24 protein-coding genes are annotated in these 23,823 nt (G+C 45.0%); 15 read left to right on the top strand and 9 right to left on the bottom strand.

The annotated features are described in order from the left end of the window. Positions 1-201: 201 nt before the first annotated feature. The 4 genes from QUA45_RS04385 to QUA45_RS04370 all read left to right on the top strand — a co-directional run bounded on the left by QUA45_RS04385 (position 202) and on the right by QUA45_RS04370 (position 3,045). Positions 202-522 carry a TonB-dependent receptor gene (locus QUA45_RS04385; RefSeq protein WP_333219656.1) on the top strand — a complete coding sequence of 107 codons (321 nt, stop codon included), beginning with the start codon at positions 202-204 and terminating at the stop codon, positions 520-522. Between the two features lie 143 nt (positions 523-665). Beyond that, complete coding sequence (locus tag QUA45_RS04380; RefSeq protein WP_333219654.1) at positions 666-2,432, top strand: GNAT family N-acetyltransferase; 1,767 nt, start codon at positions 666-668, stop codon at positions 2,430-2,432. A 41-nt stretch (positions 2,433-2,473) separates the two neighbouring features. Beyond that, positions 2,474-2,797, top strand: coding sequence for a hypothetical protein (locus tag QUA45_RS04375; protein ID WP_333219652.1), 324 nt, complete (start codon positions 2,474-2,476; stop codon positions 2,795-2,797). A 116-nt stretch (positions 2,798-2,913) separates the two neighbouring features. After that, positions 2,914-3,045, top strand: coding sequence for a hypothetical protein (locus tag QUA45_RS04370; protein ID WP_333095326.1), 132 nt, complete (start codon positions 2,914-2,916; stop codon positions 3,043-3,045). 551 nt (positions 3,046-3,596) lie between these two features. On the opposite strand, the gene QUA45_RS04365 is transcribed toward QUA45_RS04370, so the two are convergent. Genes QUA45_RS04365 through QUA45_RS04355 form a run of 3 tightly spaced genes read right to left on the bottom strand, consistent with a single transcriptional unit; the run spans position 3,597 to position 4,796 of the window. Further along, the gene (locus QUA45_RS04365) at positions 3,597-3,851 is read right to left on the bottom strand and encodes a hypothetical protein (protein WP_333095327.1); all 255 of its coding nucleotides are present in this window, start codon (positions 3,849-3,851) and stop codon (positions 3,597-3,599) included. A 36-nt stretch (positions 3,852-3,887) separates the two neighbouring features. Continuing rightward, a complete protein-coding gene (locus tag QUA45_RS04360) occupies positions 3,888-4,169 on the bottom strand; it encodes a hypothetical protein (protein ID WP_333219650.1) in 282 nt (93 codons plus the stop codon). Next, a complete protein-coding gene (locus tag QUA45_RS04355; RefSeq protein WP_333219648.1) occupies positions 4,170-4,796 on the bottom strand; it encodes a hypothetical protein in 627 nt (208 codons plus the stop codon). Between the two features lie 28 nt (positions 4,797-4,824). Between QUA45_RS04355 and QUA45_RS04350 the strand changes: the two genes are divergently transcribed. Together QUA45_RS04350 and QUA45_RS04345 are read left to right on the top strand one after the other, a co-directional pair. Next, positions 4,825-5,433: a hypothetical protein gene (locus QUA45_RS04350; protein ID WP_333095330.1), complete on the top strand. Its 609-nt coding sequence runs from the start codon at positions 4,825-4,827 to the stop codon at positions 5,431-5,433. Between the two features lie 85 nt (positions 5,434-5,518). Continuing rightward, a complete protein-coding gene (locus QUA45_RS04345) occupies positions 5,519-6,259 on the top strand; it encodes a peptidylprolyl isomerase (RefSeq protein ID WP_333219647.1) in 741 nt (246 codons plus the stop codon). A gap of 834 nt (positions 6,260-7,093) precedes the next feature. Here QUA45_RS04345 and recQ read toward each other — a convergent pair. Further along, the gene (gene recQ / locus QUA45_RS04340) at positions 7,094-9,289 is read right to left on the bottom strand and encodes a DNA helicase RecQ (RefSeq protein ID WP_333219645.1); all 2,196 of its coding nucleotides are present in this window, start codon (positions 9,287-9,289) and stop codon (positions 7,094-7,096) included. A gap of 97 nt (positions 9,290-9,386) precedes the next feature. Between recQ and QUA45_RS04335 the strand changes: the two genes are divergently transcribed. Beyond that, positions 9,387-9,671, top strand: coding sequence for a DUF427 domain-containing protein (locus tag QUA45_RS04335; RefSeq protein WP_333037862.1), 285 nt, complete (start codon positions 9,387-9,389; stop codon positions 9,669-9,671). 68 nt (positions 9,672-9,739) lie between these two features. Here the strand turns inward: QUA45_RS04335 and QUA45_RS04330 are convergent, their stop codons facing one another. Beyond that, positions 9,740-10,405, bottom strand: coding sequence for an L-threonylcarbamoyladenylate synthase (locus QUA45_RS04330; protein ID WP_333095334.1), 666 nt, complete (start codon positions 10,403-10,405; stop codon positions 9,740-9,742). A gap of 75 nt (positions 10,406-10,480) precedes the next feature. Between QUA45_RS04330 and larC the strand changes: the two genes are divergently transcribed. Then, positions 10,481-11,890: a nickel pincer cofactor biosynthesis protein LarC gene (gene larC / locus QUA45_RS04325; RefSeq protein WP_333095335.1), complete on the top strand. Its 1,410-nt coding sequence runs from the start codon at positions 10,481-10,483 to the stop codon at positions 11,888-11,890. A 96-nt stretch (positions 11,891-11,986) separates the two neighbouring features. Here the strand turns inward: larC and QUA45_RS04320 are convergent, their stop codons facing one another. Next, positions 11,987-12,637, bottom strand: coding sequence for an ATP-binding cassette domain-containing protein (locus tag QUA45_RS04320; protein WP_333095423.1), 651 nt, complete (start codon positions 12,635-12,637; stop codon positions 11,987-11,989). A 175-nt stretch (positions 12,638-12,812) separates the two neighbouring features. On the opposite strand from QUA45_RS04320, the gene QUA45_RS04315 reads away from it, so the two are divergent. Next, a complete protein-coding gene (locus QUA45_RS04315; protein WP_333095337.1) occupies positions 12,813-14,234 on the top strand; it encodes a serine/threonine-protein kinase in 1,422 nt (473 codons plus the stop codon). A gap of 54 nt (positions 14,235-14,288) precedes the next feature. Then, positions 14,289-15,689 (top strand): serine/threonine-protein kinase, encoded by a 1,401-nt coding sequence (locus QUA45_RS04310; RefSeq protein ID WP_333095339.1) that lies wholly within the window; start codon positions 14,289-14,291, stop codon positions 15,687-15,689. Positions 15,690-15,993: 304 nt separating this feature from the next. Here QUA45_RS04310 and QUA45_RS04305 read toward each other — a convergent pair whose 3' ends face one another. Both QUA45_RS04305 and QUA45_RS04300 read right to left on the bottom strand, forming a co-directional pair. Then, positions 15,994-18,345, bottom strand: coding sequence for a PhoX family phosphatase (locus QUA45_RS04305; protein WP_333219643.1), 2,352 nt, complete (start codon positions 18,343-18,345; stop codon positions 15,994-15,996). A 198-nt stretch (positions 18,346-18,543) separates the two neighbouring features. Further along, positions 18,544-19,011 carry a hypothetical protein gene (locus QUA45_RS04300; RefSeq protein WP_333219641.1) on the bottom strand — a complete coding sequence of 156 codons (468 nt, stop codon included), beginning with the start codon at positions 19,009-19,011 and terminating at the stop codon, positions 18,544-18,546. A gap of 260 nt (positions 19,012-19,271) precedes the next feature. Here QUA45_RS04300 and folK point away from each other — a divergent pair, with 260 nt between their 5' ends. The 4 genes from folK to QUA45_RS04280 all read left to right on the top strand — a co-directional run bounded on the left by folK (position 19,272) and on the right by QUA45_RS04280 (position 22,756). Continuing rightward, positions 19,272-19,760, top strand: a complete 489-nt coding sequence (gene folK, locus QUA45_RS04295; protein WP_333095342.1) for a 2-amino-4-hydroxy-6-hydroxymethyldihydropteridine diphosphokinase — start codon at positions 19,272-19,274, stop codon at positions 19,758-19,760. Between the two features lie 179 nt (positions 19,761-19,939). Beyond that, positions 19,940-20,488, top strand: coding sequence for an NUDIX hydrolase (locus QUA45_RS04290; protein WP_333095344.1), 549 nt, complete (start codon positions 19,940-19,942; stop codon positions 20,486-20,488). A 140-nt stretch (positions 20,489-20,628) separates the two neighbouring features. Continuing rightward, positions 20,629-22,080 (top strand): FAD-binding domain-containing protein, encoded by a 1,452-nt coding sequence (locus QUA45_RS04285; RefSeq protein WP_333219639.1) that lies wholly within the window; start codon positions 20,629-20,631, stop codon positions 22,078-22,080. Between the two features lie 160 nt (positions 22,081-22,240). Next, positions 22,241-22,756, top strand: coding sequence for a Uma2 family endonuclease (locus QUA45_RS04280; RefSeq protein WP_333219637.1), 516 nt, complete (start codon positions 22,241-22,243; stop codon positions 22,754-22,756). A gap of 186 nt (positions 22,757-22,942) precedes the next feature. Here QUA45_RS04280 and QUA45_RS04275 read toward each other — a convergent pair whose 3' ends face one another. After that, positions 22,943-23,392: a hypothetical protein gene (locus QUA45_RS04275; RefSeq protein WP_333095347.1), complete on the bottom strand. Its 450-nt coding sequence runs from the start codon at positions 23,390-23,392 to the stop codon at positions 22,943-22,945. 97 nt (positions 23,393-23,489) lie between these two features. Here QUA45_RS04275 and QUA45_RS04270 point away from each other — a divergent pair, with 97 nt between their 5' ends. Then, positions 23,490-23,816, top strand: coding sequence for a hypothetical protein (locus QUA45_RS04270; protein WP_333095349.1), 327 nt, complete (start codon positions 23,490-23,492; stop codon positions 23,814-23,816). Positions 23,817-23,823: the final 7 nt, after the last annotated feature.

The following is a 23,823-nucleotide window of genomic DNA, read 5'->3' as shown; positions in this document are numbered from 1 at the left end:
TGAATAGTTGGGCTATTTTGTTCTCATCTACTCAGCAAACAAACCTTTTTGACTGAGTAGATGAATTCGATATAGCTCTACTTGAAAAGGGCCAGAAATTAATTTTATAGAAAGGGAGTTTTTTTAACTTTCTTTTTGAAATGACTTTCAGAATTCATCTGAAATTAATTTCATTTGCTGGAAAATTCTGGTGAGCCAACCATGAAAAATGTATTAATCATCTCTGACTTAAGTTATTTAGAACCCATTGACGAAAGCAGCGTTGTAGTGGGTGGTGGCAATGTTTACGCTGGTACATACGCCACAACAAGCGCTGGGCCTGGATATGCCCTCGCTGTTGTAGGTGCATCTGCCATTGGTAGTGACACTTATACAAGTACAGGAGCCAACACAACAGTTAAAGACTTCGGTAGTCTTGAGTTTAGTAGAGCCAAGGCAACAGGCACTGCCTATGCAACGACTGGAAACCAAACTGCTTCATCTACAATTCGCAGCACTTCAATTTCATTTTTTGGGCGTTAATAGTCTCACTTGATAGGAAGACGATCGATACTGCGATTTTGCTGTTGCACAAGATTCTTTTCAGACATTCTCTCAAGAGGGTTAGGGAGGAGCTACTTTTAACCGACAAGGATGGGTAATATAATTGCTGAGGAAAAAATGATATGAAGATTGACAAAATTGATAATTTTGAAACATTTAAGAAAATCCGAGAAAATTGGGATTTTTTATACGCTGCCGATTCTCAGGCTCAGTTCTTCTTATCGTGGATTTGGTTATCTGGATGGTTGCAGATGGTACATGAGCCCTGGTTCATCTTAGCTGCAAAACCAGATACCGATGATTCATCCTATGTTGCCTTTTTTCCTCTAAAAACTTTATTAACCCACCAGGATGGAGGTGGCTTTGAAACTGAAATCTGCATGGCAGGAAATAGCATGGCAGATTACACAGGACTTATTTGCCTGCCTGGTTATGAAGGAGATGCAATTCCTGCTTTTGCTGCTTACATCCAGCAACAGTTAGTATGGTCTACTTTCAATATCAAAAGTATTCTAGAAACAGATACACGGATGTCCCTCTTCTTGAGTAGTTTCTCTGGGGAGAGTTTTGATCTCAGTCAACTGTGCATTCAAAGTGTGAATGGAGAAGATCCCGATCTTTATATAGCCCCTTATATTTCATTACCAGATGACTGGGATATATATCTGGAAAACTATGTCGGTTCCAATACTCGCCAAAAAATAAGACGCTTTTTAAGGCAAGTTGAAAGCTCTGACGAGTTTTATATCACCCACGTTAACGCAGAGAATTTGGAATCTCATATTGAGATATTACTCAAGTTCTGGGAGGCCAGATGGAAAAAGCAAAAAGGGGATAGCTTTGAGTCAATCATGGGTTATAATCGCCTTATTTTACGTCATTGTTTTGAACATAACTGTCTGTATCTTTCGGTTCTGTGGAAAGGAGACAGACCTTTAGGGGCGATCGCCAACTTTGTTGATTTTCAGCAAAAATCCATGCTATTTGTGATTACAGGTCGCGATCGCACCTTTAAAAATCTCCCACCTGGACTTATCCTCCATGCTGATGCAATCCGATACGCGATTCAAAATGGATTTAAAGTGTACGACTTTTTAATGGGCAATGAGGAATATAAGTATTCTTTTGGAGCTAAAGATCGCCACATTCAGCATATCGTAGCCAAATACAAGAATTGCCAGAATAGACAAGAGGATGTTAGGGATCTTCTTCCTTTAGCACTTCAGCTCGCTGTTCGGGATCATCGATCGAACCGACTCACCAAAGCTGAACAGCGATACCATCAGATTTTGGAAGCTCAATCAAACCACCCAGAGGCACTCTATGGACTGGGGGTGTTGATGAGGCAAAAAGGCGAGTACCAAACGGCAGAAAATTTACTGAAAAACCTGCTTCAGGTGCAGCCAAACTCTATCAAGGCTCTATTTGGTTTGGGGAATTTGTATCAAACTCAAGATCGGTTATCCGATGCGATAGAAGCCTATCATCAAATCTTAGCTCTACAGCCTGATGCGATCGCCGCATACAATAACCTTGGCTATGCTCTACAGCAGCAAGGCAAATGGAAAGATGCGATCGCCTACTATCAAAAAGCACTAGAACTAAAGCCTGATTGCCTTGAAGCTGAGGTTAACTTAGCTAATGCGCTTCATGCTCAAGGAAAGCTATCCTTAGAGAAACAAGCTCATTACGCGACAATGAACAATGATTTAGGCTCCAAATGCAAACAATTAGGCGATTTAAAAACAGCTATCGCCTACTATCGCCAGTCCCTCTCTATGAAACCAGATTTAGCAGAGGCTCACTATAATTTGGATGTGGTGCTGCAAGAACAAGGTGAACATCAAACCGCAAGTAACGTCGAGCAAAAAACTCCCATATCTGCCTAGTCCGCAACTTACTTTTGATTAGTTTAAAAAGGAAGATCATTATGTTGATATCTGATTTGTCATACCTCGATAATCTTGCAGAAAAAGACTTAATTATAGGTGGTGCTTTATTGGCGTTGGATGCCTTTTCATCAGTGGACAGTGGAAACACTTTGACTACTACAAACATTATTTTGAGAAACCAACGCAAAGTTACGAAAGCAACGGGTACGGGAACAGCTATAGCGATTGGCACTGATCCTCTAGCTGGTGTTGATGTTTACTACGCAGGCTTTGATAAAGTCAAAGTAAAAATTAAATTAGGAACAGGAGGCAACTATGCTTTTGAGACTGTTACTGTAAAAGCGATGGACTTGCCACACTAACTGTGATAGCTTGTAGTAAGGGCTTCAGTCCTTTTTAGCTTTTAATGATTGACCGCTGGATCGCGGGTACGAGCGGTTTCTAGCCGACGAAAGAGCCGATCGCCCCAACTCGCTGAATGCCTATTCTAATTACTTCCGCATCATCGCAGGTGCAGGGCGATCGCGATCGCCCTGCACCTGCGATGACTCCGCATCTATTCGATCGCGATCGTATTCAAATGGGTCAAATCCGTCGCCTTCGAGGCTGATGCAAGCCCCTCCAACCGCCGTTCCAAGTCCCCTCCCATCGGCTCAACCACAGTCATCAAAATGCTGCCCAACCCTGCTCTGTTAATCACAATTCAGGAACGCGAGCAGCGGTGTGTCGATCGGCGCTCAACACCAGCAAGCGCGCCCGGATACAAAGAGTATAAAAATTCAAAACTTACGTAAGTCTTATAATGTCAAACAAATCTGCCAAATTGGCAACATACCTCTAATTAGTCCAGATATATTTAGGTAAATCGAAGTAAAACACGGTTTTTGCTCATCTTTAGCAGCCCGCCCTAATATTTTTTGAGGAGGGGCGAGTGCAAGGAAGGTGTAGTTTAAATTTATACAAGCCTTTTGACAGTGATGGTGATGGCTAAATTAAATGCCATTGGCAATCAGTAGCGATCGCCAAGATTGGTATTGGTAACAGTTTAGTCGCGTCCTATTTTCGGGCTCACCTAGGTTCATTTATTAAAAACATTTCAGTCTTTAATCTGAAGTCAAAAGCAATTGTTTCACTCTCTTTAAAATCCTACATTGGCATTCATTAAAATTGGCAATGTCGGTGTTCGTGCAAGTGCTTTTCGTCTTTACATACAGGTAAAAGGAGATAAATCGCGATGCCTCCATTAGATTCATTAGCTCCTGAGCCCTTAAATAATATTGTTGGAAACAGCAATAGTTTAAACACCTTGAATTCGTTGGCGAATAACCCTGGTGCGGGCAGCAGCAGTAGTTCCAGCACATCTAGTGCCTTTGTAGATGACAGCGGTGCAGGCAGCACCAGCAGTGCGACAGCCACTTCCCCAACGGAAACCAGTACCAGTAGTGAGACTGCTTACGCTGCGGGGGCTACCTCTAGCAGCGCCAGTGCACAAGCGCAAACTTCTTCCGTTGCTCCGCCAACTACTAGCGCCACAGCTTCGGCTCCAGCAGCAACGCCAGCGCCAGCACCAGCGCCAACACCAGCGCCAACACTAACACCAGCGCCAACACCAGCGCCAACACCAGCGCCAGCACCAGCGCCAGCGCCAACACCAGCGCCGTTAGGAGACAGCAGCGGTGCCAGCAGTAGCAGCACCGCGACAGCGACTTCTCCGACAGGGAGCAGCAGCAGCACTCAGACAGCATCGGCTCCCGGCGGCAATTCTAGCAGTGCGAGCGCCTCAGCTAGCAGTGGTTTAGATACTCCGCCAACTACTAGCGCCACAGCTTCGGCTCCAGCAGCCACACCAGCGCCAACACCAGCGCCTGCACCAGCGCCTGCACCAGCGCCTGCACCAGCGCCTGCACCTGCACCTGAGCCAGCGCCTGCACCAACACCAGCGCCTGCACCAACACCAGCGCCTGCACCTGCACCTGAGCCAGCGCCTGCACTAGCGCCAGTACCTGCACCAGCGCCTGCACCTGCCCCAACACCAGCACCTGCACCAGCGCCTGCACCTGAGCCAGCTCCGGCTGCTACAGACTCTGCACCAGTAATTAATCTCACAGCGCCAACACCGACACCTACGCCCACACCCACACCTACGCCCACACCCACACCTACGCCAACACCCACACCGTCAAATAATGACGGTTCAACGTTCACCCCAGTGACTGGCGGCACTTCTAGCAATTCAAGTCCTTCCAATTTCTCTCTAGACAGTACGGGCAGTGGCGGCGAGAGTACGATAATTTCTGAGCCAATAAATAACAGTAACAGCAATAATTCGATCGCACTTCCCGAGGACAATACCAAGAACATCAATCCTGAGACAACCCCGCCTCCAGAAATGGTTGCCCCAGAAAACTATCCTGCAGCATTAACTATCACCTACGACAGCAACGGCGACGGATATTGGCTCGGCACCAGCGACAGCGATGTGATTATTTGCGGTAGCGGGATCGATCAAATTTTTGCAGGAATCGGCGACGATATTGTCACAGGTAACAGAGGTGATGATGCGATCGATGGAGGCGATGGAAACGACACTTTGCGGGGAGGAAAAGGTCAAGATTTGCTGATTGGCGGCAACGGCGACGATTTTCTTTGCGGCGACTTCGGCACCGATACATTGATTGGAGGTAGCGGCGCTGATACCTTTGCCTTTAGACCCGAAACAGCAAGTGCAGCAGCTAATCCATTGTTAGCAGATCGAGTGGTTGATTTCAATGCCGCTGAAGGCGATCGAATTGGGCTGACAGAGGGACTTTCGGTAACAGACTTGACACTCGTCGCGTTTGATACAGATGGTGACGGTACGACAGACGCGACTCTGCTCAAGTTTAGTTCAAATAATGGCGATCGAATTTTAGCTGTTGTTTTGGGAACAGTTAACGCAGCGGGTGCAACAACTTTGAGCAATTCTAATTTTATCAGTTTGCCAAATGACATTGTGTAGCCAAGCGTTAACCGTTAACACAAACTACCCCGCAGGAATCGTCGGGGGATGAAGTTAATAAAGTTATATAGGTTGAGAGAGAAACATGAAGGACTTTTACGGACCATTGATTGAAGCAAGTGAAATCATCGCACTACTCAGGCAAGAGATGCAATTAAAAACATTTAGTCAAAAGGTTTTGCAGAAAAAAGTTATTGAGAAAGCAGCCCGGGAACGGGGGTTAACTGTGACTCCCGACGAAATTCAAGCTGTGGGCGACCAACTCCGCCGCGAGAAGCGTTTGGAGAAAGCGGCCGATACGATTGCTTGGCTGGTCGATCAGATGATTTCTGTAGAAGATTTAGAAGCCGGAATTCGCGATCGGCTCCTTGCCCAAAAACTAGCAGAACACTTGTTCAGCAAAGAAGTAGAAAAGATTTTTGTTCAAAACAAATTGCAATTCGATCAAATAATTCTTTATCAAATAGTTGTTGCCAACCCCCAGCTTGCTCAGGAACTATTTTATCAAATTCAAGAAGGAGAAATCAGCTTTTTTGATGCCGCTCACCTTTACGATATTGACGAAAATCGTCGGCATTTATGCGGTTGCGCAGGCAAGGTTTATCGGTGGGGTTTAAAACCAGACATAGCCGTCGCCGTATTTAGTGCTAAACCCGGAGAAGTGATTCGTCAAATTGAAACAGAGCTAGGATATCACTTGTTCCTAGTTGAAAAGTTTCTGCCTGCAGAATTAACCCCTGAACGGTATCAAGAAATATTGCAAAATCTGTTTAACGAATGGCTGGCTAACGAAGTCAATCATTTATTGTACACTTCTAAAGTGTAGAAACTTAATTTCTCACCATCAAAAACCGATATATAACAATTCTAAATGAGGCGTTGCTGAATACAGGTATGAATTCAAGTTTTCGGAATGGCTATAAGCCAAGTAGGGTGGGTTTTGTAACATCAAGCGAAAAGTTGATTCATACGATGAATCAGCAACGCCCAATTCTAAATGACTCGTAAATTTTTGACCCCACCCCAACCCTCCCCTTATCAAGGGGAGGGAGTAAGAAATTCACAAATAATTTAGGATTGCTATATATAATTTTGCCACAACCACATACAATGCTATAATTTAGGGGGCTTCTGGGTGAACAGAGAGACCTAATATCGTATCCAACTGCATCAATGTTATTCATTCCTTGGGGCGGGGCGTGGGTGTAAATAGTCTCATCCGTGTGGATTTAAATATTGCTCCCTCTCACGCACTCTACTACTTAGGTAAAAAGTGGCTTTACAAGGTACTTATAGCTCAATAAGGTTAAGTGAAAAAGGTAATTTATAGCCCTCGCCACTCACTAAAATTGAGACCTGAAGAAAGTCTCGGTGATGGTTTCCGGGTTTTTTAGTACCCTCGCGACTGCGCGAAGCATAGCAAATAATGAGACGATTAGCTAACCCAACCTTACTGACTTATAGCGCTCTTAAAATTACTTTTGAAATTGGAGTTTTGCCAAAGCCATATATGCCAGCTAGCCAAGCCAAATGGAACAAATATATCGCTTCAAAACGCCCCTCTAATATATTATCCCCACAAGCTACTTTTTTATTCTCATTTTTCCTTAGTCCCATCAATTATCTGCGTCCCTCATCGTTCATTTGCATATATCTGCGGTTAAAAACCTACATAATTTTGCCGCCACCAAGCCCGCACAAACTTTATCTCCTCAAACGTATAACGTTCTTCCAAAAAATCATAAATTGCTCTCAGTTTCTCATCCCCCATAACTTCAATTGCGTACACTATCGCCTGCTGGCGTTCCGGTTCCACCAACAAATTTATATCAACTTCCCTGCCCATTTCCATCAATTCTATCAGATGCCCAGAAATAGTATTAGGGCTCATGCCCCGCGCATTAGCTATTCCTTGAACTGTCAAACCTTGTCGGTATAATTCCCAGGTTTGCATCTGCGAATAAGAGGCAACGTTAGCAAGATAGGGAAGATTAGCGACATCAGAAGATGCAGCACCACTTGGCAATCCTTGTTCTTGGCAAAAAGTGCGTATTGCCTCTAAGAAAACTTTGCCGTACTTATCTCGCTTGTTACTACCAACGCCGTAAACTTCCTCGAATTCTCTGAGATTTTGCGGACGTTTTTCTGCCATGTCTCGCAAGCTTTTATCGGCAAAAACTACGTAAGGTGGCACAAATTGTTCGTCAGCAATTTTCTTGCGTAGCGTCCGCAGTACGGTAAATAAACCTTCTACTTCTACTGCCAAAGAACGAACTTTCCCCTGTACTTCCCGCTGGGGTTCAATGGCGATTTCAACTGTGCGCTGACGTTTCATAATTTCCCAACTTTTTTCATTCAGTTTCAAAATGGGAAATCCGTCTGTTTTTTCGTCTAAAAAACCTTGATTTAACAGCGAACGACTCAATTTTTTCCATTCCTCAGCACTTCTATCTTTGCCAATTCCGTAAGTAGAAAGTTGCTGGTGCTGGTATTGCAATATTTTTTGATTTTTTGAACCCCGCAGCACGTCAATAATGTGATTCATGCCGAATTTTTCTTGGCATCTGGCGACGCAAGAAAGAAATTTCATTGCCTCAATTGTCCAATCTTCTACGGGTTTTTGGTTGCAACAGTTATCGCACTGGCCGCAGTTGCCTGGGAATGAATCGCCAAAATAACTTAACTGGATTGTGCGACGGCAATCGGTAGATTCTGCATAGTTGATTACTCGCCGCAACTGTTGGCGGGCAATTCTTTGTTCTTGGGGGTCAGGTTTTTGCTCGATGATGTAGTCGATGGTTTTGACATCGCCGTAGCCGAAAAATAAGCTGCAATGGGCGGGTTCGTTGTCTCGGCCTGCGCGGCCGGATTCTTGATAGTATCCTTCGAGATTCTTGGGCAAGTCGTAGTGAATTACAAACCGCACGTCGGGTTTGTTAATGCCCATACCGAAGGCTACTGTGGCTACCATTACTTGCACGTCGTCGCGAATGAAGCGGGTTTGATTGGTGGCGCGATCGATATCGTTCATCCCGGCATGGTATGGTAAAGCTGCGATGCCGCTTTGTTGCAATTTATAGGCAACTTCGTCAACTTTTTTGCGGCTGAGGCAATAGATAATTCCCGAACCGCCTTTTTTTTGGATAATTTGCAAAACTTCGGCAAAACTGTGTTTGGTTTTGGGGCGAACTTCGTAGTATAAATTGGGGCGGTTGAAGCTGGCGACGTGGATGTATGGATTTCGCAGAGTTAGCTGCTGGATGATGTCTTGGCGGACGCGCTCGGTGGCGGTGGCTGTTAGTGCCATAATGGGAATGTCGGGATATCGATCGCGCACTCGCTGCATTTGCCTGTATTCTGGTCGAAAGTCGTGCCCCCATTCCGAAACGCAGTGGGCTTCGTCGATCGCAAATGCCGAAATTCCTAACTTATTTGCTACTATATCTAAAAATGGTAAAAATCTCTCACCGAGCAAGCGTTCGGGTGCAACATAAAGCAATTTAATCTTACCTTCGAGAATCGCTGTTTCGCGCGATCGGGTTTCCTGACTGCTCAAAGTGCTGTTTAGAAAAGTCGCCCCAATTCCATTATCCTGCAAAGCTTCCACCTGGTCTTGCATCAGAGCAATTAACGGCGAAACAACCACAGTCAATCCCGGTTTCAACAGTGCCGGTAATTGAAAACACAAAGACTTGCCACCGCCCGTCGGCATGACAATCATCATATCCCGTTTTTGTAAAGCAGCTTCGACAATTTCCTGCTGTCCCGGACGGAAAGAGTCATAGCCAAAAAAATGTTTGAGTGCTTGTTCCAGGGACAGCGGCACAGAAGATATTGGCGGATTCGACGCTGGCATTTGCAGTAGTTGGTTGTTGGCTTCTCAACTATTCTATGCCTTTTGAGCACAAATACAGTTACAATAATTGAGAATCTCAAGTTAAGCAGAAAAACTGATGCCGAAAGCAATTTGGAATGGTGCCGTTTTGGCCGAGAGCGACAAGTGCGAAATTGTAGACAACAACTATTATTTCCCGGCCGATGCCATCAACCGTGAGTATTTCAAAGACAGCAGCACTCACACTACTTGCGGTTGGAAAGGTGTTGCTAGTTACTACAATGTCGAAGTTGGCGGACAAGTTAATAAAGATGCTGCGTGGTACTATCCTACTCCCAAAGATGCTGCTAAAAATATTGCGGGATATATTGCTTTTTGGAAAGGAGTTAAGGTAGAGGCTTAAAGCAGTTTTGAAATAAAAAATGGGGCTGGTTGTGGGCGAATTGGGCGCTTAACCTGCCCCTTAAAAATTTAATCTTTTTCCCAAACGGCGACAGCTTCCGAACCCAAACCACGGCGAACAACAATCGGTTCGCTTTGTGTCAAATCGAGAATGGTAGAAACTTGATATCCCGGATCGGAACCGTCATCTACAATGACATCCACTAACTTTGAAAAACAGTCAAAAAGTTCAGCTTTGCCAAAGCTTTCTGCTTTAGATGCAGGGACTGGTGCTGCACCTTCATCATCCGCGGTAATGTGAGCAGATGTTGAAATAATTGGATTTCCCAAGGCTTCCAACAGTGTAAAACAAAGCCGCTGGTCGGGAACGCGAATTCCAGTGGTTTTCCGTTTTGGGTTCATTACCAACCGCGGCACTAACTTGGTAGCTGGCAGCAGAAATGTATAAGGCCCCGGTATTAACCGCTTGATAATTCTGTATGCTTCATCGCTGACAGCAGCATAGTCGGTAATATTTGACAGAGAAGAACACAGGAACGTTAAAGGCTTATCATTGGAGAGTTGCTTGATCTGCCTGACTCGTTCTACCGCAGACTTGGAGTTGAGATCGCAGCCGATCGCGTAAACTGTATCTGTCGGATAAAGCATCACTGCCCCATTTTTCAGAGCTTTTTGAATTTTATCGATCCGGTCTCTCTGGGGTGCAACTGGATGCACTTCGTAAAAAGTTGCCATGTTAATATATTGCAGGCTAAGTGGGCGATCGAAATATCGAGTGAAACAATCAATGCTAAAAATTAATTGTTAACAATGAATAAAATAGCTTATTTTGACTGTCCAACCGGCATTGCTGGCGATATGTGCATTGGAGCTCTCATCCACGCCGGCGTTCCTTTAGAATACCTAATCGAAAAACTCAATTTGCTCGGCATTTCGACAGAGTACCAGTTGCGGACGGAATTAGTCCACCGGAATACTCAACAAGCAACTAAATTTTATGTAGATTTAGCTCAGGATTTGTGCTTAAAACCCAAAAATTCCGCTACCCAACTCGATCCCTCGGAAACCGAATCCCCGACTTTTGACGCCCGCCACCACCATCATCACGGGGAAGAACATTCTCACAGTCAGGGGGAAGCAGATGCAGAAATTAGCCACAGTCATCACCGCAATTTGCCCGAAATTGAGCAAATCATCGTCTCTGCAAAATTGCCTCCGCGCGTGGAAGCTTGGAGTTTAGCCGTATTTCGCAAATTAGCAGAGGCAGAAGGTGCCGTACACGGTATCCCCCCAAGCGAGGTTCACTTTCACGAGGTGGGGGCGACTGATGCAATTATTGATATTGTCGGTACTTGTTTGGGTTTGGATTGGTTGGATATTCAAGAGTTTTACTTTTCGGCGATGCCCACTGGTGGCGGTACGGTGAAGGCGGCCCACGGTAAGTTAGCGGTGCCGACGCCGGCGGTGATGCGGTTGTGGGAAACGCACCGAGTGCCGGTTTATAGCAATGGGATCGATCGCGAATTGTGTACTCCTACGGGAACTGCGATCGCCTGTACTCTCGCCTCTGGTTTCGGGCCGCCACCGTCGATGCAAATTCAGGCGATCGGTTTGGGTGCAGGTTCTCGAATGCTGGCAATTCCTAATATTTTGCGCCTCTGGATTGGGGAGAAGTCAGAAGGAGAGAGGGGGAGAGTGGGAGAGTGGGAGAGTGGGAGAAAGACGGCTACTAATTCCCCATTCCCGATGCCCAATGCCCAATGCCCAATTCCCAATTCCATAGAAACTATTACGGTATTGGAAACGCAAATTGATGATTTGAGTCCGCAGGCGATCGGCTATGTTTTTGATGCTTTGTTTGCCGCCGGAGCTCTGGATGTTTTCACTGCCCCAATTGTGATGAAAAAGTCGCGGCTGGGGGTTTTGTTAACTGCGATTTGTCATCCAGAATTTGATGATGCTTGCGAAGCTGTGATCTTTCGCGAGACTACTACTCTGGGAATTAGGCGATCGACTCAACAGAGAACTATTTTACACCGAGAAATCCAGACAGTTAAAACAGAATACGGCGAAGTCAAGATAAAAGTTGCGAAGTCTGGAAAAACGATTGTTAATGTACAGCCGGAATACGAAGATTGCGCGGAAATTGCCAGACTTAAAAATATTAGCTGGCGGGAAGTTCACCGCTTGGCGCTGCAAAGTTGGTACGATCGAAGTTAGTAAATCACAGGAACTTACATCTTGCACCATTTTTATGAACAGGCAAGATGTCTGTTCCACAAGAATTTAATTCAACCAATAACAAATAACAAATAACTAAAGCCTGCGGCTTGGTAAAATTTGTTGTTGCAATTCCTCGAAAGCGGGCATTTTTGAGCGATCGTCTGTTGAAAACATCGCCCTTATTTGCTCCATAAGCTCGATCGCCAGCGGTACGCCAAGCTGCAATTGCTCCAAAACCTCCCGCTGAGCAAAAACGGTTTCCCGTGTTCCTTCTAAAATTAGTTGTCCTCGATCCATTACAAACACCCAATCAGCCCAGCGGTAGATGAAATCGAGGTCGTGACTTGCTAAAAGGATGGTGGTTCCAGCGCTGTGAATTTGTTGGAGTAAACCGATCAGTTGTCGGGTGTAACGCGGGTCGAGATAGGCGGTAGGTTCATCTAGCAGCAGCAGTTTCGGCTCCAGAACCATGATATCGGCGATGGAAACCCGCTTTTTCTGGCCCAAACTGAGATTGTGCATTGATTCGCGGGCGAGTTCGCTTAGATCGAATTGCTCGATCGCCTGCTGTACCTGTTGAGCAATTGCGGATTCTCTCAAGCCTAAATTGTACAACCCGTAGGAAATATCTTCTTCTACCGTCGAAGCTACTAATTGATGTTCGGGATTTTGAAAGACGAGTCCGATTTTTTGGCGCAGTTGCATCAAAGATTTGCGATCCGCCTTTTTTTGTAAGACTCTTATGTCAGCATTTTCTCAACAGCTTCGCCTACTTTAGCAACGCTTGTGCCATTGCTTGAGTTCATAATAATCATATCATAATAGTCATAATTAATGTTTGTAACAAATCAGCTTTTTTATAGCAACTTTCGTTAATACTGAAATATAGTAAAAGCTATCAATATTTATAGTAAAAAGTATGGTAGAGCGAGTGTTAAAAGAACGTTATGCCATTCAGCAATGCCTGGGCAAAAATGGGGGACGACAAACTTTGCTGGCGCGCGACTTACAAACTCAGGAGTTAGTCGTCATCAAAATCCTTACTTTTAGTGCAGATTTCCAGTGGGACGATTTAAAACTATTTGAACGAGAAGCCACAACCTTACAGTCACTTTCCCATCCGGCAATTCCTCGTTACTTAGACCATTTTGAATTCCAGACACCAAAGACTAAAGGGCTGGCACTGGTACAAAGCTATATTGAAGCGAAATCTTTGGCAGAATGGGTTGAATCGGGACGGAAATTTAACGAACAAGAAATAAAGCTAATCGCTAATAAGTTGCTGGAAATTTTGATATATTTGCAACACCAAAACCCGCCAGTAATTCATCGAGATATTAAACCGAGTAATATTCTGCTAGCCGATCGCTCGCCCCTCAAACAAAAACACTCCGCCCTTAATAAAGGTGGTGGTTTGGGTGAAGTTTACTTAGTAGATTTTGGTTCAGTTCAAACCTTAGCAGCGAGAGAAGGTAGCACCGTTACTGTAGTGGGAACTTACGGATATATGCCGCCAGAACAATTTGGCGGGCGTGCGGTTCCGGCTTCCGATTTGTATGGTTTGGGTGCAACGTTAATTTACTTAGTAATGGGAGTCCATCCAGCCGATTTGCCACAAGAGGATTGGCGCATTAATTTTGAGCCAACAATCGCTGTCAGTTGGGATTTTGTAGACTGGCTGCAATGGATGACTGAACCGGATTTAAACAGCCGCTTAACCACGGCTCATCGGGCGTTACAAGCACTGGAAAAACCGACACAGAGGGGGAGATCGCTCCTGCGAAACCCTAGGGCGAGTAATAATGTAAAACTGAATAAAGACAGAAAGAGTTTGGAAATTGTGATTTCTACTTTTTCTCCTCTCTTTTTAGTTAGTGTCTATTTAGTAATTCCGTTAATTGCATCGTACCACGTGCTTTTAGTAAGTATATCCTGGATTGTTATGGCCTTTACTAAAGGTTCTTTTATAGGTGGAGTATTCACAGCATTCGGAGTTACTTACTTGGGCAGTTTTTGTTTATTTTTACTTTTTCAACCCATAAATTTAGTATTTCTTAGACGTATCGCCACTCGACTACTAATCGATGAGGAACAAATTTATTTTACTTCCAACTTCTGGGGATTTTTGCGTTACAATATTCTGCCACCAAGTCCGAGGCAAGCTATCTCTACATTACGATTCATAAGAGATAAATATACATACTCCACCCTGGGGCGCAATATTCAAATTTGGGCCGGAACGCGGGAATATCAACTTATTACCAGCCATCTCAGCGATGACGAGATTGATTGGATAGCAGGGGTACTCAGCGAATGGTTAAATTTGCCTATTAGTGAATAAAGTAGAGATGGCAAATGAAATTAACAATAACTCTCCTCAAGAGGTTTGCAAAAAATGGCAAGTGAAGTTTTAAAAGAACGTTATGTAATCGAGCAACAGCTAAGTCAAACTGCGGGAAGGCGCACGTTTATGGCGCGCGACTTGCACACAGAAGAGTTAGTAGCGATTAAGTTACTGATTTTTGGAGAAGATGTTCGCTGGGATGACTTGAAACTCTTTGAAAGAGAAGCACAAACTTTACAACTGCTTTCTCATCCGGCAATTCCCCGCTATCTGGATTACTTTGAGGTGGATACACCAACGGGTAAAGGATGCGCCTTGGTACAAAGCTATATCCCAGCCAAATCCTTACAAGAATGGTTAAAAAGCGGGCGAACTTTTAGCAAAGCAGAAGTCAAGCAACTAGCTAAAGCATTACTAGAAATTTTGGACTACCTCCACGGGCAACAGCCACCAGTTATTCACCGAGATATCAAGCCGAGTAATATTTTACTGGCAAATAGAGCGCGCAATAGTGTCGGTGATGTTTATTTAGTTGATTTTGGTTGCGTACAGACACTAGCAGCTAGAAAAGGCGGTACGATTATTACTGTTGTCGGTACTTACGGATATATGCCGCCCGAACAATTTGGCGGGCGGAATGTTCCAGCTTCCGATATTTACAGTTTGGGTGCAACATTAATTTATTTAGTAACGGGCAGGTCTCCAGCCGAGTTATCTCAGGGTAATTTGCAAATTCAATTTGAGTCATTAGTTAATCTCAACCAAGATTTAATCGATTGGCTGAAGTGGATGACACAACCGAGTTTGAACCGCCGCCTTGCATCTGCAAAAGAGGCGCTGGAAGCGCTGGAAAATCCCCGCCCGAAAACAGATATCTCGGCGGCGAGACGAAAACTGATCGGGAGCAGGATTAAACTGAAGAAAGATGGGGAGAAGCTAGAGATTTTGATTCCCCCAAAAAAGTTGGGTTTTTGGAGAGGCTACTGGATACGGACAGGAATGTTGGTTGAGTTGGGGTTAGTTTTATTAATTTTTCTGTTCATAAAAATCATGCTTGAAACCGGGTATATAGTATTTATGTTAGTGGGTGCGCTGTTTTTACTCATCTTTTCAATTGTTTTGCTGTACTCACTTTTTATTACATTTTCGCACCACATTCAAACTTATTTCAAAACAACTAAAATAAAACTAGATAGAAAACACATATCCGTGACTAAGCGATACCCGTGGTGTAAATTTCGTGTAGCTCCATTTGTGCATGAAGATATTAGTCCCAAAATTATGTATATCCGGAAATCCAGGGATTTTAGGTGGCAATATAAATCTTATAAAACTATAAATTTTTCTGATTTAACTGCCCCGGAAATAGAAGTGCTAGCCAATGAAATAAGTGCAACATCACACGGAAAACTTGTTTTTATAGTCGGAGAAAATCAACTCTTAAACAGATAATAAGTAGAGAAAATTACTACTGCAAAATAGTCTATAGCCCTTTCTTTGTGATTCGGGCGATCGAGCCGCCTCCACTAATTTCCAAAAATCATCATGTTCTATTTTACCTATTGCCTATCGCTCCACAGTAATAAGTAAGGTTCGTACTGCTAACTTGAGTCCGCAGCCGGAAAGAGGACTCAAGTCCGCACTACCAAAGGTTTTTATTATAGTAATAGATCGCAAGTGATATAAATAGGATGAAAACTAGGGACAAGATTTCCGTGTCCCTACTGATATTGCGTACAATAAGAAGCCCATCGCTCTAGACAAACTGGCCCGTTGGAGTCGATCGCATCTGACGAATTCCAATCACCGACGGCATCGGCGATCTGCGCGAATCATTCGAGATATTACTCGGCCACAAACTGCCGCGAGAAACACTACGAGTCTGATTAAAAACAGCACCGTTCAAATCCAACATTTCAATTTGCCGACTCAGTACAGTACCATCATCGATCGGGCAATCTTCCCCCGGATGCTGCACCGAAAGCAATAGCGTATCTCCCACAAAAGTCGGCCCCGTCATTTCGCACCGATTCGGGCCGTAAGCAAACGGAATTACTGTTCCTGCATTCGGTCCAGAAGTCGGGATATAAAACAGCCAATTGTTGCCGAAAACTCCAGTAAAATCTGACACATTTCCAGTCTTGTTGTGGTCGATCGCCGTTGGCTTTCCAGCCGCACCGACATCAAAACCGTTATGCGTGCTAGTAGACATATCAGTGACGGCCCAAATGTTACCTTGAGTGTCAAAAGCCAAATTGTCTGCACTAGCAAATCCCGCCCCAGCTACCGAACCCGCTTCTCCACCTTGAGCCAAACGCTGCCAGCGGAACGTCAAACCTGCCCCATCGGGACTGTCTTCAATTATTTTGTAAAGTCCTCCCGACTGCTGAGTGCTATTGAGTTCGGCAGTGTATTTAGCAACAGTAAAAATGCGAGAATCCGGATAACCGTCGCTTCCCGGTGCGCCGTCAGTATAAGCAATAAAAACTTCCTTAGTAGTAGGATTGATTTCCAAATCTTCCGGTCGCGCTGTCGGAGTGCCACCAATCAAATTAGCAGCTAAGAAAGCATCAACTAAAACCGCCCCTTGGCTGCTGTAAAAATTAGCAAGAGTTTTATTGCTATAGCCAGGAAGTGCTATTTCTTCATTGGTTGTATCTACTACAAAAGAACCGCCGTCTTCGGTTTGACCAGCAATCCCGGCGCGTTTGGGCAAGCGAGTATTTGCATCTCTTTGAGCTTTGCCAAAACTTGCTAATTCCGCTTCGCCAACTTTAGAAGGACGCACCGGATTCGTCGGGGCATTAAATGTCAGTGGCAGCCATCTTCCAATACCGTTGCGGTTGTATTGGGCAACGTACAAAACGCCGTCTTCAAACAAGCGGCTGTTGTTTTTATCTGCAGGATTGGTGACAGTACCGTTGCTGACAAATTTCCATGTGTGTCCGCCGCGCCGATCGTCCCCCATGTACACTACTAATCTGCGGCCTGCTTCGGCGCGAATCGCGACGTTTTCGTGGCGGAAGCGGCCTAAAGCCGTGTGTTTGCGGGGGCGGAAACTCGGATCTTGAGGATCGACTTCTACCATCCAGCCGTATTTTTCGCCGACTAAGCCGAATTCCTCGCCCGTAGTGCCCTTGGCGTAGCCCGTTTGGCCGCCGTTGGGTTTAACGTTTTCCTGAACTCCCACGAAGAATAGTTCGCTACCTTGGAAGTTTTCTTCGGCGGAGAGGATTGTGCCCCAAGGGGTTGTGCCGCCGGAACAGTTGTAGGCTGTACCGATGATGCGGTTGCCGAGTCCGTCGCTGTTGACTTCCGCGAAGACTTGGGTGGCTGCAGGGCCCGTACCCGTGAGGTACTCGTTATCCCCTTGTCTGCTTCCCCAAGAGGTGACATCTTTGTATTTGTCGGCACGCTGGCTGTTGATTGCGAGGCCGGAAAGTCCGTGAATGCGTCGGTTGAGTGGATCGCGGGCGATCGCCCCAAAGCGTCCGTTGGCTTGTTTGGTGATGCGGACGATCGAACCGCCGAGATTGTACAGAAATTCGCCGAAGCTATCGCGATTTTTTACGGATAAGTCTTTACCGAGTACGGCGCGATCCGTTGCTGGAAATGATGCCACATCTGCAGGCGCTTCCGGTGCCACTTTCGACATCGGGAAGGATACGTACTCGTGGTTAACCCAGAGATAGCCGTCGTCATTGCTGCCGCGAAGGGGTAGGAAGGCGGTGTAGTCGCAGTTGTAGCCGAAATAGTCGGTTGGATTGGGAAAAACTCCATCGCCCCAGCGGAGAATCACGTAGCGTTCGTATTCCGGCGGCACAACCACATCGTCAACAACGCTGTAACTCGTTAATTTAGTATTCTGCGAGGCCGCGATCACGGTTCCCTGTCCGTTTAAGCCCGTCGGCATAAAGCTGGGCAGTTCTCGATAAATCGGCAGCGGGTGGGGAAGTCTTAACGGAGTGAAAGATAGCGGCCCCATAACAGATTCCGCCGAGGTGGAATTGATGCCGAAGAGTGTTTGAGTTAGTTGAGGGGCAAGCACAGTGGTAGCTGCACTGCTGCCGAAGAAAATTAACAGTTGTCGGCGAGTTATTTTAGACATAAATTCCTTTTCAAACCAACATCCTCAGATGATTCCGTATGAAACTCTATCACTGTTCAATTAAGAGGAGTTAACCTGAAGGTTAATTAACAGTACCTTGTATTTGGGTTAATAACAAGTTAAATATCTTTGTTACTGGTTATTAGTTATTGGATGTTTGTGACAAATACCCTCTACCCGTGTCCAATTATTAATATCTCAATCATCTCGAAAACCCGGATCGTTTTGTCTGGATGTCGCTCGACTGGCTGCAGGTACATTGATCGCTTGCGAAGACCCAGAATTTGCGGGCGAAGTATTGCCGTCTCTGAATCCCAGCAGCAATTGAGCATCGGCAAAATATCTAGTCCACTGTTCGATTCTCGCATCTTTCTGCCAGTCGTGGCGGGATACTCTCGATCGCAAAACAGGAACTCTTTGTCGGCTGCGATCGGCTGTAATGATGACTGTAACTTCTGTTAATGCCGGATTTTCTTGAAACTCCCGGGCGATCGACTCTTTCGCTAAATCTTCCGCCTGCTGCACTAAACTTGCAAAAGATTGACTGCCGTCCGAATCTAGGGTAAGATAGCTTTCCTTACTTTCTGCTAAAGATACTAATATATTTGCAGTAAAAATGACCGTTACCAAAATCCCGGCTGAAAATAAGCGTCGGTGCAAACTCATTATTTTTTAAACTAAATGCTGACACTTGTCAATCATAATCAATAAAAATTAACCTCAAATTAAGCTGTGATTAAAATAATATTTTGTAGAATCAGATTTAACCGACAATAGGGCTTGTAGGCTAGATAACTAAATCTTTCTTTATTCTTGCTTTTTCCCTCTCCCCTCTTCCTTCTTCTCTCTTCCTTCTTCTCTCTTCCATCGGACTGACATCCGTTACATCTTGTACAGTGCTCGTTGCCGAACCTTCTTCCTTTTTTATGAAATCAACCAAATGTGCGATCGCCCTCGGTAGCAACTTAGGCGACTCCCTCGCCACACTCTCTAGGGCGATCGCAACCCTCAACAACACCCCAGGAATAGCCGTAAAATCTCATTCAAGCTGGTATCAAACCGCCCCCGTTGGGCCGCCGCAACCCGATTACATCAACGCCTGTGCCATCCTAGAAGTGGCACTAGAACCCGAACACTTGCTAGCAAAATTATTAGAAATCGAGATAAAATTTAATCGGATTCGCCGAGAAAAATGGGGGCCAAGAACCCTCGACCTAGATTTGCTACTGTATGACGATTTAATCTTAGAAACTCCGACACTGACTTTGCCTCATCCCCGGATGACCGAAAGAGCTTTTGTATTAGTACCTTTAGCAGAAATTGCCCCGGATTGGGTGCATCCGGTGACGAAAAGTACGATCGTCCAACTCCTGCAAACAGCAGACTGTTCCGGAGTGCAAAAATTGCCCTTGTAAAAATTGAGCAAAATTCGCGGATCGTACCAGTAAAAAAAAATGCAACCGTAGGTAAGCTCCAAACAGCGATCGTTATCAGTCATTCCCCATCTAAAATCTAAAATCTAAAATCTAAAATCCTATGAGATCGCCTATGATGTCTTAAATCGCTGCCATCAAACATTATTCGCTTGTCGCTTATGTCGATCGGTCAAGAACTACCCCAACTCCTCAAACAACGCCTATTTTACCAAGGGCGCAAATTTAACTTTGACGTAGCCACCCTCCGTCTTCCCAACGGTTCCGAAGGCGAGTGGGAATGTATTCGTCACCCCGGCGGAGCACTTGCAGTTCCCGTCACCCCCGAAGGTAAACTCGTCTTGGTACGCCAATATCGCTTTGCCACAAAAGGGCGAATTTTAGAATTTCCCGCCGGGACAGTTGAAATCAATGAAAGCCCCGCCGAAACTATCAAACGCGAAATCGAAGAAGAAACCGGATATCGCGCCGGAAAATGGCGGAAATTAGGGCAATTTTTTCTCGCCCCCGGTTATTCCGACGAAATCATTTATGCTTTTTTAGCCCAAGATTTGGAAAAACTGGAAAAGCCGCCCGCACAAGACGATGATGAAGACATTGAAACAGTTTTATTCACCCCGGAAGAATTAGAAAAAGCTATCTTAGCTGGGGAACCCATTGATGCAAAATCAATTTCTAGCTTTTTCTTGGCACGTCCCTTTTTGATGTAAATAGGACTGACGAAAAAACCCGGTTTCTTATAAGAATCGTGCATCAAACCGATAAATCTTAACTTAGAAACCGGGTTTTTGACCCCGCCTGTGTCCAGGACTGTAAAATCTAAAATCTAAAATCTAAAATCTAAAATCGAATGTCCGATCTAATTTTATTTTGGCACCGCCGCGACTTGCGTATTTCTGACAACATCGGACTGGCAGCAGCGCGCCAGCAAAGCCCGAAAGTAGTCGGGATTTTTTGTCTCGACCGCAATATCCTAAATCGCGATGACGTAGCGCCAGCCAGAGTCACGTACATGATCGGCTGCTTGCAAAAACTCTCCTCGGGTTACAGGGAAGCAGGCAGCGAATTACTGATAATTCAAGATGACCCGATTATAGGAATACCGAGATTAGCAACAGCTATAAATGCTCAAGCAGTATTTTGGAGCTGGGATGTAGAACCCTACGCAAAACAGCGCGATCGGTCCGTATCAAACGCCCTCCAACAAGCAGGAATTAAAGTTCAAAATTTCTGGGATCAAGTCCTGCACGCCCCAGATGAAATTCGCAGCGGTACAGGGACTCCCTACACAGTTTATACACCATTTTGGAAAAAATGGAACAGTAAACCCAAACCCCAACCAGTAGAGACACTGCCGATAACTTATCTGGAATTAATGACCGGATTAACGGCAGAAGAACAAGCAACCGCAAACGAAGCAGGTGCAATGGAAACAGTGCCCACTGCCTCTAGTTTGGGATTTATTTGGGAAAACCCATTAGTAATAGAACCCGGAGAAGATGCAGCGCAACAAAAATTAGAAGAATTTTGCGATCGGGCAATTTACGAATATCAAGAACAGCGCAATTTCCCCGCAACTAACGGCACATCCCAACTCAGCGCCGCCCTCAAATTTGGTGCAATTGGCATCCGCACTGTTTGGGAAGCTACCCAGATAGTAATGGACACTTGCCGCAGCGAAGAAGCGTGCACAAGTATCAGGACTTGGCAACAGGAAATAGCGTGGCGGGAATTTTACCAACACGCCATGTATAACTTCCCAGAATTAGCAGACGGCCCCTACCGTCAAGCATTCAAAGACTTTCCTTGGGAGAATGATGAAAAACTTTTTCAAGCTTGGTGTAAAGGCAAAACTGGCTATCCTATTATCGATGCAGCAATGCGGCAGTTAAACCAGACAGGTTGGATGCACAATCGCTGCCGCATGATAGTCGCCAGTTTCCTCACCAAAGATTTAATTATTAACTGGCAGTGGGGCGAAAAATACTTCATGCAAAAATTGATAGATGGCGACCTTTCTGCTAACAACGGCGGCTGGCAGTGGAGCGCATCGAGCGGCATGGACCCGAAACCTTTGCGAATATTCAATCCGGCGAGTCAAGCTCAAAAATTTGACCCAGAAGGCGAATATATTCGGCACTGGGTTCCAGAATTGCGCCGCGTTGATACTAAAATTTTGCTAACAGGAAATATTTCACCTTTAGAACGCCGACTTCTTCATTATCCGTCTCCAATCGTAGATCACAACGAGCAGCAGCGCAAGTTTAAAGAACTTTACAACCAGCAAAAAAACGCAGATTAGAGGGTTATATTTTTGGCGATAGTTACAAGTAAATTAAGTGGAGTGGATCCGTGGACCTCTCCAGTTAAAAGAGTGTATCCGCTATAATAAACTTAAATAAATCGGAGGTTGAAATGGTAAATCTACAATTAAAACAAATCAGTTTACCCCAGGGCAGAGAGTGCTGTTCCATGATGTCAACTGGCAGGAATTAGAAGCAATTTTAGAAGAGTTGGGAGAACATCGTGGCTCTAGAATAGCTTACAGTCAAGGAACTTTGGAGATTAGGATGCCACTACCAGAACATGAATTCAATAAGGAAATCATTGGCGATATGGTGAAAATATTACTCGAAGAACTTGAAATTGATCGAGAATGTTTTGGTTCTACGACTTTTAAGCGAAAAAGTATGTTACAAGGAATTGAACCTGACAACTGCTTTTACATCCAGAATTATGCTCTAATGATTGGTAAAAAGCGGATAGACTTAACGGTCGATCCGCCGCCTGACTTAGCAATTGAAGTCGCTCTAACTTCCAAAACTCAACTCGATGCTTGCGAAGCTCTGGGAGTACCTGAAATATGGCGCTATGAAAATAAGAAGCTTCTGATTAATGTGCTTCAAGATGGGAAATATGTTGAATCGGAAATTAGTGCGATTTTTCCCAATTTGCCAATTATTGAAGCTATTTCTTAATATTGCGAACAAACCCAAACAGTGGGGACGAGTCAAACTCTCAGATTGTTTCGCCAGTGGGTTAAAAACCAAATACAAAATTGATAGGAAATCCCTAGTTAACGCACTTGCTGTTAAAAAGCAGGCTTCTTGACGATCGCAAAAAAGCCATTTTCTCACAGCCAGCCTCCTAATTCCCTTGTATTTTTAATTTCGCTTTTGGGAAATAGAGAGAGAGTAAGGGTGTTGACCTTGAGCTCGATCGCCCACAAAAATAACATAAGTCCCCTTGTCCCCATAACCGGAAAATTCTACATTGCCCGCAGCAGCATTCGCCGGCAGCACGCAGAAACGCCCCCTCGGCCCCTGAATCATCAAACTCGGAGCTCCAGCGGTTTGTACTGCAATCCGCCAGTAAGGCAAATCCTGCGTTACTTCGATGACGTGGTTCGGTCCTTGGGAGACAAAACCGCAGTCGCCACTATTGTTCGGGCCGCCGGAAACTCCAGAAACTCCCAGCGGTTCGGGAAATCCCGGAGCAATTTGTAGCGGTTGGCTCCGAAGGGCACCGGCATCCGCTAAAATCATTGCCAAGGCTAGGGTCACAATCGGGCTAAACCACAGTTTGCCGTGATCGCCCGGATAATTGATCTTCATATTTCCTCACACAATGACATTTGGTTCTAGTTCTTTGACGGTAGGGGATAATGGCGGTTCCAAACACATTAATCTAAAATAACTTCCGAATTTTTTTATGAATCCTCAAAATAACTTCAATTGGCAGCAAGCGTTCGGAGAACTAAAAGCTAAAGTAGAACGATCGCCGCTCATCACACAAAATTCAGACAGCTATCAAGCCGTCGGAACCTTATACAATCAATTACTGCACAAGTTTCAAAGACTCCCCAAACCGGGGCAGGTGGCAGCCTTTGCCGTCGGAGGGATAATTGTCCTGACAGTCTTCAATAGCGTCGTACAGCTAATTTCATCGCTGATGACTCTTGCCGTTCTGGGAGTGCTAATCTACATAGCGTATAAATTGGCAATTTCCCCCCAGTCTTCAAATACTAACGACAAATAATAGGAAT

It is taken from the genome of Microcoleus sp. Pol12A5 (assembly GCF_036701435.1).
Lineage (GTDB): Bacteria > Cyanobacteriota > Cyanobacteriia > Cyanobacteriales > Microcoleaceae > Microcoleus.
The sequence above is the reverse complement of the archived record's forward strand: the minus strand, read 5'-3'. Positions and strand labels throughout refer to the sequence as shown.

Coding starts and splice junctions, on each gene's coding strand:
- QUA45_RS04385 (WP_333219656.1), top strand. CDS start 202: ATGAAAAATGTATTAATCATCTCTGACTTAAGTTATTTAGAACCCATT.
- QUA45_RS04380 (WP_333219654.1), top strand. CDS start 666: ATGAAGATTGACAAAATTGATAATTTTGAAACATTTAAGAAAATCCGA.
- QUA45_RS04375 (WP_333219652.1), top strand. CDS start 2,474: ATGTTGATATCTGATTTGTCATACCTCGATAATCTTGCAGAAAAAGAC.
- QUA45_RS04370 (WP_333095326.1), top strand. CDS start 2,914: ATGCCTATTCTAATTACTTCCGCATCATCGCAGGTGCAGGGCGATCGC.
- QUA45_RS04355 (WP_333219648.1), bottom strand. CDS start 4,796: ATGTTCTTGGTATTGTCCTCGGGAAGTGCGATCGAATTATTGCTGTTA.
- QUA45_RS04350 (WP_333095330.1), top strand. CDS start 4,825: ATGGTTGCCCCAGAAAACTATCCTGCAGCATTAACTATCACCTACGAC.
- QUA45_RS04345 (WP_333219647.1), top strand. CDS start 5,519: ATGAAGGACTTTTACGGACCATTGATTGAAGCAAGTGAAATCATCGCA.
- recQ (WP_333219645.1), bottom strand. CDS start 9,289: ATGCCAGCGTCGAATCCGCCAATATCTTCTGTGCCGCTGTCCCTGGAA.
- QUA45_RS04335 (WP_333037862.1), top strand. CDS start 9,387: ATGCCGAAAGCAATTTGGAATGGTGCCGTTTTGGCCGAGAGCGACAAG.
- QUA45_RS04330 (WP_333095334.1), bottom strand. CDS start 10,405: ATGGCAACTTTTTACGAAGTGCATCCAGTTGCACCCCAGAGAGACCGG.
- larC (WP_333095335.1), top strand. CDS start 10,481: ATGAATAAAATAGCTTATTTTGACTGTCCAACCGGCATTGCTGGCGAT.
- QUA45_RS04315 (WP_333095337.1), top strand. CDS start 12,813: ATGGTAGAGCGAGTGTTAAAAGAACGTTATGCCATTCAGCAATGCCTG.
- QUA45_RS04310 (WP_333095339.1), top strand. CDS start 14,289: ATGGCAAGTGAAGTTTTAAAAGAACGTTATGTAATCGAGCAACAGCTA.
- QUA45_RS04305 (WP_333219643.1), bottom strand. CDS start 18,345: ATGTCTAAAATAACTCGCCGACAACTGTTAATTTTCTTCGGCAGCAGT.
- QUA45_RS04300 (WP_333219641.1), bottom strand. CDS start 19,011: ATGAGTTTGCACCGACGCTTATTTTCAGCCGGGATTTTGGTAACGGTC.
- folK (WP_333095342.1), top strand. CDS start 19,272: ATGAAATCAACCAAATGTGCGATCGCCCTCGGTAGCAACTTAGGCGAC.
- QUA45_RS04290 (WP_333095344.1), top strand. CDS start 19,940: ATGTCGATCGGTCAAGAACTACCCCAACTCCTCAAACAACGCCTATTT.
- QUA45_RS04285 (WP_333219639.1), top strand. CDS start 20,629: ATGTCCGATCTAATTTTATTTTGGCACCGCCGCGACTTGCGTATTTCT.
- QUA45_RS04275 (WP_333095347.1), bottom strand. CDS start 23,392: ATGAAGATCAATTATCCGGGCGATCACGGCAAACTGTGGTTTAGCCCG.
- QUA45_RS04270 (WP_333095349.1), top strand. CDS start 23,490: ATGAATCCTCAAAATAACTTCAATTGGCAGCAAGCGTTCGGAGAACTA.